Raw genomic sequence first — 13,347 nt, 5'->3', positions numbered from 1 at the left:
ACCGTGCGGTAACTGCGCCGCTTCGGGCTGTCGGCGGCGTCGCAATACAGCACGTCCTTGCGCACATCAAAGAAGAAGGCGGACAGGTCCTCATTGGCGAAGTCGGTCAGCAGCCGGACATAGCGGTTGAACTCATAGCCCGTCGCCGCCTCGCGCAGCTCCGCGTCGATCATGCGCAGGCGGTGCAGCACGTACCGCTCCAGCTCCGGCATCTCGGCGGGCGCGACGCGCTCCGCGTCCGAAAACCCGTCCAGCGCGCCCAGCAGATACCGGAACGTGTTGCGCAGCTTCCGGTACGCGTCGGATGCCGTGGCCAGCACCTCCTTGCCGATCTTCACGTCGTCGAAATAGTCGGTGGAGGCGACCCACATGCGCAGGATGTCCGCGCCCGACTCGCCGATCACCTTCAGCGGATCGACGACGTTGCCCAGCGACTTGGACATCTTGCGCGCCTGCCCGTCGAGCGCGAAGCCGTGCGTCAGCACCGCCTCATACGGCGCCCGCCCGCGCGTGCCGCAGCTTTCCAGCAAGGACGACTGGAACCAGCCACGATGCTGGTCCGAACCCTCCAGGTACAGGTTCGCGCGCACGTCCGCCCCGAACCGCGCTTCCACCGTGAACACATGCGTGCAGCCCGAATCGAACCACACGTCCAGGATGTCGCTCTGCGGCTCGTATGCGCTCAGGTCGTAATCGGCGCCGAGCAGCGCCGCGTGATCCGCCGTGAACCACGCGTCCGCGCCGCCCGCCCGGAAAGCCTCCACGATCCGCGCGTTGACCGCGGGATCGTTCAGATACTCGCCTGTCTGCCGGTGCACATACAGCGCGATCGGCACGCCCCACGCCCGCTGGCGCGAGATCACCCAATCGGGCCGCCCCTGCACCATTGCCGTGATCCGGTTCTCCGCCCGCGCCGGCACCCACTGCGTCGCCGCGATCGCATCCAGCGCCACCTCACGCAGCGTTCTTCCTTCTCCCTCTCCCGCCTGCGGGAGAGGGCTGGGGTGAGGGTCTTCTGCCCTCTTCGAACTGTAAGCGACGGAAGAAAGACCCTGACCCAACCCTCGCCCGCTCGCGGGAGAGGGCTCCGCCAACTCCGTGTCCATCCCGATGAACCATTGCGGCGTTGCCCGCTGGATCACCTTGGCCTTGGACCGCCATGAATGCGGATAGCTGTGCTTGAAGTCGTCCGACGCCGCCAGCAGCGCGCCCGCCTCGCGCAGGTCCGAACAGATCGGGCCGACGGCAGCCACGAACTTCTTGTTGATGACCGGACCCTGCCCGCCCAGCCACGCCCAATCCGCCCGGTACATCCCCGCGCCGTCCACCGCGAACACGGGGTCGATGCCATGCTGCTTGCACAGCAGGAAGTCGTCCTCGCCATGATCGGGCGACATATGAACAAGCCCCGTGCCCGCATCCGTCGTGACGAACTCGCCGGGCAACATCGGCCGCGGCTTGGCAAAGAATCCGCCGAGGTGGTGCATCGGGTGGCGGACAAACGCTCCGGCAAGCTGATCGCCCGTAAACAGCCCTTCGATGCCTGGGAGATCTAAAGTCCCGGTCGAGAGTTCAGCTTCCGCTTCCGTTGAGCTGAGACCAGCGAAGCCCATTCGCCGGGCAAATTGCGGAAGCAACTGCAACGCTACCAAATACTTACGATCATTTACCTTTGCCAGCGTGTACTCAATCTCCGGCCCATACGCCAAAGCCTGGTTAACTGGGATCGTCCACGGCGTCGTCGTCCAGATCACCGCATGCGCGCCGACCAGTTCGGGCGCGTTCGGCGCCTCGACAATCTCGAACGCCACATCGATCTGCGTCGAGGTGATGTCCTCATACTCCACCTCGGCCTCGGCCAGCGCGGTCTTCTCGACGGGCGACCACATCACCGGCTTGGCGCCGCGATATAGCTGGCCGCTCTCGGCGAACTTGAGCAATTCCCCCGCGATCGTCGCTTCAGCGTCGAACTTCATCGTGAGATAGGGATCGTCCCAATCGCCCATGATCCCCAGCCGCTCGAACTGCGCGCGCTGCACCGCGACCCATTTCTCGGCATAGGCGCGGCATTCCGCACGAAACGCGACGGGATCGACTTCGTCCTTGTTGAGCTTCCTGGCGCGATACGCCTCCTCGACCTTCCACTCGATCGGCAGGCCGTGGCAGTCCCAGCCGGGCACATAGGGCGCGTCCTTGCCCATCAGCGTTTGCGAGCGCACGACGATGTCCTTGAGGATCTTGTTCATCGCATGCCCCATGTGAATGTCGCCATTCGCATAGGGTGGGCCGTCATGGAGCAGGAAGCGCTCGCGGCCCGCGCGCTGCTCGCGCAGCTTTGCGTACAGCCCGATCTTCGCCCAACGCTCGAGGATCGCCGGCTCCTTGGCGGCGAGCCCGGCTTTCATGGGGAAATCGGTCTTCGGCAGGAAGACGGTGTCGCGCCAGTCGCGCGGTGTATCGGTTGCGTCGGTCATGAGTGGGCGCGGACTAGAGGAAATGCGGAAATATTCAAAGCGGATGTTCCCGCCAGTTGCTCAACCAGGAAAGCATATCGACCAACTGATCGTCGTCGCCATGGCCGATTCGCGCTGGATGATAGCTTGCAATGTAGGATTTCGCCTGCTTGGCTGGGCCGGTCGGCACCCCCGGCGCGCTCTTTGAAATCGTCGGTCCAAAAAAGCCCATGGCCAGTGCGAACATTGGGAACATTCGCATGTGCGCACACGCGCATTGGCCTAAACTTCGCCTAAACTTCCGCGAGCATCTCGCGCGCGTGCGCCGCGTCGCGATCCATCTGCGCCTTCAGCGTGGCGAGGTCGTCGAACTTCGCTTCAGGCCGGATATAGTCGATCAGCTCGATTTCGATCGCCTGGCCATACAGGTCTTCGGAGAAGTTGAAGAAGAAGCTTTCCAGCAATTCCTCGGGCGGATCGAAGCTCGGGCGGATGCCGAGGTTCGCGACACCGTCGAGCACCCGGCCGTCGGCGAGCCGTCCGCGGACCGCGTAGATGCCGTAAGCGGGGCGCAGATAATTGGCGAGGCGCATGTTTGCAGTGGGATAGCTCAGCGTCCGCCCAAGCTGCGCCCCCTTCTCCACGATGCCCGCGATCCGAAACGGACGCGTGAGCAGAGCCGCGGCCTCGCGTGGCTGCGCGGCGCGGAGGTGCTCGCGGATGCGGCTGGACGAGACCACCCAGCCTCCCGCCATCACCGGCGGCACGGTCTCCGCGACGAACCCAAGCTCGGCTCCAAGCGTGGCGAGCGTCGAAACATTTCCCGATCGGCCCTTGCCGAAAGTGAAGTCGCCACCGGTCACCACGCCCGCAGCGCGTATCCGGTCGGTCAGCCGCTCGGCAGCGAACTCGCGTGCGCCCAGGGCGGCGAGTTCGGCATCGAAAGGGATGACGATGAGCGCATCCACTCCAGCCTCCGCCAGAAAAGTGGCGCGCTGGTCCATCGTAGTGAGGCGGAACCAATCCGATTGCGGCTGGAAATAGCGCTTGGGGTGCGGATCGAAGGTGCCGACCAGCGCCGGACGTCCCTCGGCCCGAGCGCGCTCGATCGCGCGACCGACCACCGCCTGGTGCCCCAGATGATACCCGTCGAAATTGCCGAGCGCGACAATGCCACCGCGAAGGTGCGCGGGAACCGCCGAGCCGCCATCCAGCCGCTCCATTATTGCGGCACCATCCCCGCGCGGACCACTCGCAGGATATTCCCGCCCATCACCTTGGCGGTATCGTCGGGCGTGAAGCCGGCATCGACCAGCGCCTGCGTGATCACGGCGAGCTGCGACGCATCGAAGCTCGTGGTCACCGCCCCATCGAAGTCCGATCCCAACCCGACATGATCCACGCCCACCAGATTGCGGACATGCGTGATCGCGCGGACGACATGCGCCGGCGAGGTCCCGCAGATCGCCGCATCCCAATAGCCGATGCCGATCACCCCGCCGGTCTTGGCGACGCCCCTGATCTCCTCGTCGGTCAGATTGCGGTTGACCTTGCAGGTGGCCTGCACGCCGCCATGGCTGGAGACAACCGGGCGCTTCGCGGTCGCGAGGATCTGCGCCACGGCCGCGTGGCTCGAATGGGCGATATCGACGATCAAGCCGCGCTGTTCCATCCGGCGGAGCACCTGCATGCCGAGCTGCGTGAGCCCGCCCTTCGCCACGCCGTGCATCGATCCGGCGACTTCATTGTCGAAGAAATGCGCGAGCCCCGCCATGCGGAAGCCGGCGTCGTAGAGCTTGTCGAGATTGCCCAATTGCCCCTCGATATCCTGCAACCCCTCGATCGAAAGCATGCCGCCGACGACCTTCTTTCCAGCCGCGCGATCGGCGAGCAGCGCGTCGAGTTCCGCGGCAGTGCGGATCACCCGCAGCTTGCCATCCGATCCCGCGGCGGCACGATCCAGCTTGCGCGCGTGGAACAGCGAGCGCTCGAGCAGCGAGTTCCAGGTCCTGGGCGGCTGGAGCTGGGCGATGGTCAGCAGCGTGATATTGTCGGTGTCCGCGCTGTTCGAATCGTAATTCTGGCCCTTTGGCGTCTTGGTGACCGACGAGAAAATCTGGAGCCCGGCATTCCCCTGCAGCAACCGCGGCAGATCGACCTGGCCGGTGTTCGACCGATCGAGCATCGACCGGCGCCACATCAGCGTGTCTGCATGCATGTCGGCGACGAGCAGGCTGTCGTGCAGATTTCGGGTTTCGGCGGTGACCGCGGGCAGCGGACCCGGCGCCACCTTGTTCATGCTGCCTTCGACGATCCCCGGCGCGAAGCCGAAAAAGCCTACCGCGGCGAGCACAAGCAGAGCGGCCAGCCCCCACAGGATCTTCTTCATGGCAGCACTCTCTCCAGCGTGACGAAACTATAGGCCGGGCGCCCCGCTTCTTCCGCGAAATCCTCGCGCGCCACTTCGCGCCATGCAAGCACGAATGGCGGCATCGTGGCGTCGCCCTCGGGTGCGTCATGCACTTCGGTAAGCTCGATGCGCTGGGCGTAAGGCAGGAACATCGCGAATATCTCCGCCCCGCCGATCACCGCCACTTCCCCGCTCCCGGCGAGCGTCAGCGCTTCTTCAAGCGTATGCGCCACCTCCGCGCTCTCCGCTCGCCAGTCGCGGTCGCGCGTCAGGACGATATGACGGCGGCCGGGCAGGGGCGACGGGAAGCTCTCGAAAGTCTTGCGCCCCATCACCATCGGCTTGCCCATGGTCTGCGCCTTGAAGCGCTTGAGGTCGGCGGGCAAATGCCAAGGCAATTTGCCGTCGCGGCCGATCACGCCGTTCTGCGCGCGGGCGAGGTGGAAGACGATCACCTGCTCAGCAGCGCATCAGCGCCGCGGCGGCGTCACTGGCGGCGCCCGTCGCGGGCGCGTCGCCCAGCTTCACCTGATAAAGTTGCGGCCACATCTTGCCGGTGACGAAGATGCGCTTGGTGCCCGCGTCATAGGCGATGCCGTTGGGGACTTCGTCCGTTCCGGCATTGGCGGGGCCGAGCGCGGTCACGTCGACAAAACCCTTCACCTTGCCGCTGGCCGGATCGATCCGCGCGATCAGGTCGGTCTGCCAGATGTTCGCCCAGATCTCGCCTTCGATCCATTCGAGTTCGTTGAGCTGCTTGACCGGGCAGCCATTGGCGGTGACCGCGAGCGTCGATTGCTGGGCGAGCGTATCGGGATCGAGGAAGCGCAACGTCGCGGTGCCGTCGCTCATGATCACCGATTTGCCGTTATGGGTCAGCCCCCAGCCTTCGCCCTTGTACGCGAACTCGCCGGCGGGCGTAAAATCCTTCGCGTTGTAGATGAAGCCCTTCTGGTCCTTCCAGGTCAGCTGGTAGATCTTGTCCTTCCAGCCGACCAGGCCTTCGCCGAAATATTGCGAAGGGAGCGTGCTTTCCGCGAGGATTTCGCCGGTCTCGGGCGCGACCTTGCGGAAGCCCGACGTTCCTTCCTCGCCCGTGCTTTCGAACAGCGCGCCATCCTGGAAGAACAGCCCTTCGGTAAAGGCCTGGCTGTCGTGCGGGAGCGACTTCACTATTTCTACCGCCTGCACCTGAGGCGTCTCGTCCTTCGCTTCGCAGCCGGCAAAAGCAAGGAAAGCGAGCGGAAGGGCCTTGCGCATCACACCGCCACCGGAGCCTTGATGTGCGCCTGCGCCTCATAGCCGGTCAGCAAGAAATCCTCATAGTCATACGCGTCGATACTCGGCGCCTTGCGCAGGATCTCAAGGCCCGGAAGCGGGCCCGGCTCGCGCGACAATTGCTCGCGGGCCTGCCCCAGATGGTTCGAATAGAGGTGGCAATCGCCGCCGGTCCAGATGAACTCGCCCGGCTCCAGCCCCGCCTGTTGCGCGAGCAACATCGTGAGCAACGCATAGCTCGCGATGTTGAATGGTACGCCGAGGAAGATGTCGGCAGAACGCTGGTATAGCTGGAGCGACAGCCGGCCGTTCGCGACATGCGTCTGGAACAGGCAATGGCATGGCGCCAGCGCCATGGCGTGAAGCTCGCCGGGGTTCCACGCGGAGACGATCTGGCGGCGCGAACCGGGGTTGTTCCGGATCGTGTCGAGCAATTCGCCGATCTGATCGATATGGCGGCCGTCCGCCGCCTCCCAGTCGCGCCATTGCTTGCCATAGACCGGGCCGAGATCGCCATTCTCGTCGGCCCATTCGTCCCAGATCGAGCATTTGCGCTCCTGCAGCCACTTCACATTGGTGTCGCCACGCAGGAACCATAAAAGCTCGACGATGATCGCGCGGACGAAGAGCTTCTTGGTGGTCAGCAGCGGGAAACCCTGCGCCAGGTCGAAGCGCATCTGGTGGCCGAATACCGAGAGCGTCCCGGTGCCGGTGCGGTCCATCGTCTCCGCGCCGTGATCGAGCGCGCGTTTCATCAGGTCGAGATATTGCCGCATGCCGGCAAGCCTAACGAGCAGCGGCATCCGCGCCAAGCACGCCGCTTATGTCATTGTGGACAAATATACCTCCGGATCGGATCGGATAGTGTTTCGGCGCTTCGCCCGCGAGTGGCAGTTTGCCCTTATGGCGCCTGTCGATCCGCTCCTGCCGCAGCAGCGCCTCGCCGATCCGGCGGCTGCGGAGGCATTCTTCCTGGCGCTGGCCGACGAGGCGTTCGAAGTCGCCGCCTTTGCCTATCTCGATGCGAACCAGCAGTTGCTTGGCCTGCGCCATGCACGCTCGACTTCGGCCGACCGGCTCGACTTGCCGATCCGCGCGATCGCCGCCGATGCGCTGGCGTTCGACGCGGTGGGGGTGGTGATGGCGCACAATCATCCGAGCGGGGATTGCACGCCGAGCGCCGCCGACAGGGAAGCGACCCGGATGCTCGCGCGCGCGCTCGACGGGCTGGGCATTCGCCTGCTCGATCATCTGGTGATCAGCCGCTCGGGCGTCGCCAGCTTTCGCGCGCTCGGATTACTCTGAAGCCCGGCCTTCGCCCGGCTTGGGCAGCGCGACCGGAGTCGCGGTCTTGCCGCTGCGGCATGCCTTGATCGTGGCCGGCTCGGGGCGCTCGCCATTGCGGGCGAAGATCGCGATATAGCCGCCCGCGGAGGGCATCGACCGCATCGAAAGCATCCCGTAGCCAACCGCTGCGAACTCGCATTTGAGCAAATCGGGCGGTGTCCCGTGATGCTCGGTAGGGCGATCGGCATCGACGACGATCACTTGCCCATCGGTCGAAAGCGCCGGGCGCAGCCGCCACAGGAATTCGTAGGGACTTTCGATCTCGTGGTACATGTGGACCATCAGCACGCGATCGAAGCTCCCCTCGGGCAGCCGCGGATCGGCGGGCAGCCCCAGCCGCACGCTGACATTGTCGAGCCGTTCACGAACCACGCGGGTGGCGAGCTGGTCTCGCACTTCGGGGACGATATCCTCGGCCACCACGCGCCCCTTTTCGCCGACGCGGGTGGCCAGGCGAATCGTGTAATAGCCTTCGCCCGCGCCGATATCGGCCACCGTCATGCCCGGCTTGACTCCGGCCAGGTCCATCACCTGCTCGGCTTCGTTCAGGCGGTCGCGCGCTTCCTCGGTGGACCAGCGCGACGAGACGATCGTGGCGACGGGGCGGTCGGCGGCGGGGAAGCCGGTATGCTGCTCGGCCTTTTCCTTGATCACGCGCGGCGTCCCGTCGCACGCGGCGAGCGCACCGGCGGCAGCCAGGGCGACGGCAAGCCTCAATCCACATCCTCCACTTCGACCGTCTCGCCGGTCACGCGCTGCGACAGCGCCGCCGCCATGAACGGATCGAGCGCCCCATCGAGCACATCCGAAGGCGCAGTGGAAGTGACCCCGGTGCGCAGGTCCTTCACGAGCTGATAAGGCTGGAGCACATAGGAGCGGATCTGATGGCCCCAGCCGATATCGGTCTTGGCGGCGTTCTCGGCGTTCGCGGCCAGTTCACGGATCTGCAGTTCGCGCTCGTACAGCCGGGCGCGGAGCTGATTATAGGCTTCGGCCTTGTTCTTGTGCTGGCTGCGCTGGTTCTGGCACTGGACGACGATGCCGGTGGGAATGTGCGTGATGCGCACCGCCGAATCGGTCGTGTTGATGTGCTGTCCGCCCGCGCCGGACGCGCGATAGGTGTCGATGCGCAGGTCGCTTTCATTATACTCGACATTGATGTCGTCATCGATGACCGGATAGACCCAAACCGACGAGAACGACGTGTGCCGCCGCGCCGCGCTGTCATAAGGCGAAATGCGCACCAGCCGGTGCACGCCACTCTCGGTCTTGGCATAGCCATAGGCGTTCTCGCCCTTGATCAGCAGGGTCGCTGACTTGATCCCCGCCTGCTCGCCGGCATGGAAATCGATCAGCTCGACCTTCATGCCGTGGCGTTCGCCCCAGCGGGTATACATGCGCTGGAGCATCCCGGCCCAATCCTGGCTCTCGGTGCCGCCCGCGCCCGAATTGATTTCGATATAAGTGTCGTTGGCGTCGGCCTCGCCCGAGAGCAGCGCCTTCACCTTGTCGATCTCGGCGCGTTCGGCGAGTGCCGCGAGCGCGGCTGTGCCTTCGCTCGCCATTTCCTCATCGCCTTCGGCCTCGGCCATTTCGATCAGCTCGGCCGTGTCGCTCAGCTCGCTCTCGATCGCGCGCGTCGCGGCGATCGCCTCGTCCAGCCGGCGGCGTTCCCGCATTACCTCCTGCGCCGCCTTGGCGTCGTTCCACAGCGCCGGATCCTCGACGCGCGCGTTGAGCTCGTCGAGCCGGCGCAGCGCGCGGTCCCAATCGAGGGAACGACGCAGCAGCGCCAGCGCGGCGTTGATCTTGTCGGCACTTGCCTGCGCTTCGGCGCGCATTGATGGAACCCTCTCAGAAATTCGCAAGCCGCCCTACTCGGCCGGTCCGCGCGATATAGGGACGCGCGCTAGTAGATTCCGCCCTCGCGTTGCAAGAAGTCGCTGTCGGCGTCCTGCTGCTTGGGCGCGGCTTTTTTCTGCACCGCCTTGGTCTCGGTAGGCTCATCGGGGCGGCGGCGGTCGCGCTGGTCGCTCTCGGGCTTGAACGCTTCCCAGATCACCGAGGACATCGGATCGGTGCCCGGCCAGGCGCCGAACACCCGCTTGCCGCTGCCCCGATCGATCCGCGCCATGCGGATGCCGGCGGGCGCAGTGAAGGGCAGCACTTCCATGCCCTCGAAGGCGGGCTTGGCGAAGTCCTTGAAAATCGGCGCGGCGATCGATCCGCCCTGTGCATAGCCGCCCAGGTTTGAAGGCGTGTCGAAGCCCAGATACAGCCCGCCGATCATCTGCGGCGTGCCCCCGACGAACCAGACGTCGGTCGGGCCCGAGGTCGTGCCGGTCTTGCCCATGATCGGCCGGCCGAGATCACGCAGCACCGTTGCGGTGCCGCGCTGGATCACGCCTTCGGTGATGTGGACGATCTGATAGGCGCTCATCGCATCCAGCACCTGGCGCGAGCGCGTCATCGGGCGCGGCATGGGCCCGCCCTTGTAATCGGGCGCGTTGCAACCCTCGCATGCGCGCCAATTCTCCGGCCAGACGACTTCGCCGCGCCGGTTCTGGACGAAATCGATCAAGGTGGGATTGAGCGCGCGGCCATGATTCACCAGGATTGAATAGGCATTGACCATCCGCATCACCGTCGTCTCTCCCGCGCCGAGCGCATAGGAAAGATAAGGCGGGAATTTCTGCTTCGAGACGCCGATCCGCTGGATCAGGTCCACGACGTGGTCCATGCCAGTGGTGTTTGCCGCCTGGACGGTCATCAGGTTGCGGGATTGCTCGATGCCCCAGCGCATCGTGTGCGGGCCTGCCCCCGCCGAATTGCCGAAATTGCGGAAGCATTTCTGCCCGAGATTGGCGCCTTGCCACACGCAGAAGGGGCCATCGACGATGATCGAGGCCGGTGTCATCCCCTGCTCGAGCGCGGCGGCATAGACGATCGGCTTGATCGTCGATCCCGGCTGGCGCTGCGCCTGGGTGGCGCGGTTGAACGATTGCAGCCGCTGATCGAATCCGCCCTGCATCGCCAGGATGCGGCCGGTGCGCGGGTCCTCGACAACGAAGCCGCCCGAGATCTTCGGCACGCTGCGCAGCGACCAGTTGCCGCCGCTCTTCTCGGGCGCGACCGCGACGATGTCGCCCGGCTTGAATGCATTGAACGCCTGGCCGCCTTCGCCCCGCACCGGCATCGTCGCCCCCCATTTGGGCAGCGAGCCGGTGGTGCCGTCTTCGAAGCCGATCCGCCAGATTTCGCCTGAGCGCTCGATCAATATGCCTGCGCGCCAATCCTCATAATCCAGGCCGATATTGGTGTTGAGAAAGCTTTGCTGCCAGCTGCGCCCGATCTCGACATGGCCGAGCGGCCCGGACCATCCGCGGCCGCGATCGAAGCGCAGCAGTCCGTCACGCAGCGCTTTTTGGGCAAATTGCTGGAGCCTGGGGTCGAGCGAGGTGCGCACCCACAGGCCGCCCGAATAGACGCTGTACGGGCCCGAAGCGTCGGTTTCGCCGAACTTGTCCTTCAACTGGCGGCGCACTTCCTCGACGAAATAGCCGCCGACGCGCTCTTCCTTGGGAGTCTGGCGCGGCACTGCGCCCAGCGGCGCGGCGCGCGCGGCATCGCGCTCGGCTTCGGTGATGAAGCCGTTATCGGCCATCTGCCCGAGCACCCAGTTGCGCCGCTCGATCGCGCGATCGGACTTGCGGTCGGGATCGTAATTGGCCGGCCCCTTGGGGAGGATCGCCAGATAGGCCCATTGCGGCAGCGACAGGTCTTTCAGGTCCTTGCCGAAATAGGCCTGGCTCGCCGCCGCGACGCCGCCGGCATTGCGGCCCAGCTCGATCGAATTGAGATATAGCTCGAGGATCTGCTCTTTCGACAGCGTATCCTCGATCCGCCAGGCGAGCACGCCTTCCTTGGCCTTGCGGAGATAGCTCTGCTCATTGCCGACCAGCAGGTTCTTGGCGACCTGCTGCGTGATCGTCGAAGTCCCGCGCGGGGTGGAGCCCGTCAGCACGCCTTCGAAAGCGGCTCGGACCAGTCCCGGAAAGTCGACGCCGTGATGGCTGAAAAAGGTCTTGTCCTCCGCGGACAGGAAGGCTTCGACCATCTTCTGCGGATATTCGGCATAGCTGAGCTGGACGCGGCGTTCGCGCGCATAGCTGTGGATCGGGAGCCCTTCCACCGAGCGGACATTGGTCGGCAGCGGCGGCTCGTAGCTGCGCAGCGTCTCGACCGAGGGCAGGTTGCGCGCGATCAGCAGCCAGATGAGGAAAACGAAAATGCCCGAGAGCAGGGCGAGGATCGCGAAGACGCGAAACCACCAGCGATCGCGCACGCGGGCATGCCACCCGCGAAGACCGCCGATCTCGCGCTTGAGCCTCATCTTGACGCTGGAAATCGTGACTTCGGCCATTCGGGGGCGGGTTTAGCAAGATTCGAGGGAGAGGGAAGCGGGAGGTTTTTGTTTGGTGCCTGAGGCCAAACAAACTAACGCGAAGCCATCCGCGTCGCGAAATGTATCTCCACGGCCTTGCGCACGCTCTGCGCGATTCGCTTCTGCCCGTCGCCCGAGGCGATGAAGGCCGCGTCGCCGGCGTTGGAGATATAGCCGGTCTCGAACAGCACCGAAGGCATGTCGGGCGCCTTCAATACCATCAGCGAGGCCATCCGGTGATAATTCTCCTTGATCGGAATTAGCGGCTGGGCCTCGCGGCCGAGCAGCCGCGCAAAGCTGGCGCTCGCGTTCATCGTCTCGCGCTGGGTCAAGTCGATCAGGATCGAGGAGATATCGGGATTCTGGCTGCCGAGATCGACGCCGGCGATGATGTCGGCCTTGTTCTCGCGCGCTGCCAGCCGCGCGGCTTCCTTGTCGGACGCCACTTCGGAAAGCGTGTAGACCGTCGCGCCCGTCGCGCCTGCATTGCCCGCGCTGTCGCAGTGGACGGAGATGAAGAGGTCCGCCTTCAATTTACGGGCGAGGCCATAGCGTTCCTGGAGCACGAGAAAGCGGTCGTCCTCCCGGGTCATCGCCACCCGCACTCGGCCGGAGGCGAGCAGGGCGTCGCGGATCGCCAGCGCGCTCCTGAGCGTCAGGTCCTTTTCGCGCAGGCCGTTCGCGCCGATCGCGCCGGGATCATGCCCGCCATGCCCGGCGTCGATCACGACGAGCGGCCGGCTGGGATCTCCATAGATTCGCGGCAGCGCCGCCGGCGGCGCGCGGCGGGGCAGCGATATGGTTTCGCTATAGGGGTGCCGGCTGGATGGCTGGAGATACGTGAAAGGCGGCAGGAAGCTCATCCGCCGCTCGGCCGCCGCACGGGCGAAGCGTGCATCGTCGACGGTGCGGAGCTGGAGCGTGAGGGTGCGTCCGTCGCGGCCGAAGCTGCCTTCGGTGATGATGGCCGGCCGCGCCAGATCGAACACGATGCGTGCGCCGTCCTGCCCCTGCGACCCTTGGCGGATCGCCGAGATCGCGCCGCCGGCCCGGGCAAGGCGGCCGGGCTCGGCGCCGCGAATGTCCAGCGCGATCCGTTGCGGCCCGGCAAGCATGAAGGCGCTCGCCTGGGTCACGGGTTCGTCGAACTTCACGACAACGCGGTCACCATGCACGCGCACTTCCTGAATGACACCTGCCCAGCTAGGCACTCCGGTCAACCAACCGGAGAGAAGGGCAAGCAGGAAAAGCACTCGCGCGATATGCCGCGATGAACTGTGGAGGGTCCAGTTCAAAAGCATCAATTGGGTTACTCGGCTAGAAAAGCGGCCTGACGCTCTCGGGGTAGCCGCCGCCCTCTTCCGGCGCGGTGAAGCGATTGGGTTAAAATGCGATTCGGCATTTTTTTGCCGGAA

At 65.2% G+C, this 13,347-nt stretch carries 12 protein-coding genes; 1 reads left to right on the top strand and 11 read right to left on the bottom strand.

The features are described 5' to 3' along the window. From ileS to VF617_RS08860, 7 genes are all read right to left on the bottom strand, one after another. Positions 1-2,474 (bottom strand): isoleucine--tRNA ligase (gene ileS / locus VF617_RS08890; protein ID WP_331014512.1); only part of this gene is annotated, 2,474 nt, incomplete at its 3' end. 34 nt (positions 2,475-2,508) lie between these two features. Then, positions 2,509-2,700, bottom strand: a complete 192-nt coding sequence (locus VF617_RS08885; protein ID WP_331014511.1) for a hypothetical protein — start codon at positions 2,698-2,700, stop codon at positions 2,509-2,511. 46 nt (positions 2,701-2,746) lie between these two features. After that, positions 2,747-3,676 carry a bifunctional riboflavin kinase/FAD synthetase gene (locus VF617_RS08880; RefSeq protein WP_331014510.1) on the bottom strand — a complete coding sequence of 310 codons (930 nt, stop codon included), beginning with the start codon at positions 3,674-3,676 and terminating at the stop codon, positions 2,747-2,749. Next, positions 3,676-4,842, bottom strand: coding sequence for a dipeptidase (locus VF617_RS08875; RefSeq protein ID WP_331014509.1), 1,167 nt, complete (start codon positions 4,840-4,842; stop codon positions 3,676-3,678). Before VF617_RS08875 ends, VF617_RS08880 begins: the two co-directional genes overlap by 1 nt. Further along, positions 4,839-5,318, bottom strand: coding sequence for a dihydrofolate reductase (locus tag VF617_RS08870; protein WP_331014508.1), 480 nt, complete (start codon positions 5,316-5,318; stop codon positions 4,839-4,841). The genes VF617_RS08875 and VF617_RS08870 overlap by 4 nt, the downstream gene beginning before the upstream one ends. Before the next feature lie 4 nt (positions 5,319-5,322). Beyond that, the gene (locus VF617_RS08865; RefSeq protein ID WP_331014507.1) at positions 5,323-6,123 is read right to left on the bottom strand and encodes a glutaminyl-peptide cyclotransferase; all 801 of its coding nucleotides are present in this window, start codon (positions 6,121-6,123) and stop codon (positions 5,323-5,325) included. Beyond that, positions 6,123-6,917: a thymidylate synthase gene (locus tag VF617_RS08860; RefSeq protein WP_331014506.1), complete on the bottom strand. Its 795-nt coding sequence runs from the start codon at positions 6,915-6,917 to the stop codon at positions 6,123-6,125. The genes VF617_RS08865 and VF617_RS08860 overlap by 1 nt, the downstream gene beginning before the upstream one ends. Between VF617_RS08860 and VF617_RS08855 the strand changes: the two genes are divergently transcribed. Continuing rightward, on the top strand, positions 6,916-7,446 hold the full coding sequence (locus tag VF617_RS08855; RefSeq protein ID WP_331014505.1) for a JAB domain-containing protein: 531 nt from the start codon (positions 6,916-6,918) through the stop codon (positions 7,444-7,446). The two genes, VF617_RS08860 and VF617_RS08855, sit on opposite strands and share 2 nt — an antisense overlap. Here the strand turns inward: VF617_RS08855 and VF617_RS08850 are convergent. From VF617_RS08850 to VF617_RS08835, 4 genes are all read right to left on the bottom strand, one after another. Next, a complete protein-coding gene (locus VF617_RS08850) occupies positions 7,438-8,205 on the bottom strand; it encodes a class I SAM-dependent methyltransferase (RefSeq protein WP_331014504.1) in 768 nt (255 codons plus the stop codon). The genes VF617_RS08855 and VF617_RS08850 overlap by 9 nt on opposite strands. After that, positions 8,202-9,329: a peptide chain release factor 2 gene (gene prfB / locus VF617_RS08845; RefSeq protein WP_331014503.1), complete on the bottom strand. Its 1,128-nt coding sequence runs from the start codon at positions 9,327-9,329 to the stop codon at positions 8,202-8,204. The genes VF617_RS08850 and prfB overlap by 4 nt, the downstream gene beginning before the upstream one ends. Before the next feature lie 68 nt (positions 9,330-9,397). Then, positions 9,398-11,911 (bottom strand): penicillin-binding protein 1A, encoded by a 2,514-nt coding sequence (locus VF617_RS08840; RefSeq protein WP_331014502.1) that lies wholly within the window; start codon positions 11,909-11,911, stop codon positions 9,398-9,400. A gap of 74 nt (positions 11,912-11,985) precedes the next feature. Next, positions 11,986-13,233, bottom strand: coding sequence for an N-acetylmuramoyl-L-alanine amidase (locus VF617_RS08835; protein WP_331014501.1), 1,248 nt, complete (start codon positions 13,231-13,233; stop codon positions 11,986-11,988). Positions 13,234-13,347 lie beyond the last annotated feature (114 nt).

The organism is Sphingomonas sp. (assembly GCF_036388215.1).
In the GTDB taxonomy this organism is placed as follows: Bacteria; Pseudomonadota; Alphaproteobacteria; order Sphingomonadales; family Sphingomonadaceae; genus Sphingomonas.
This window is presented reverse-complemented; position numbering and strand designations above follow the sequence as displayed.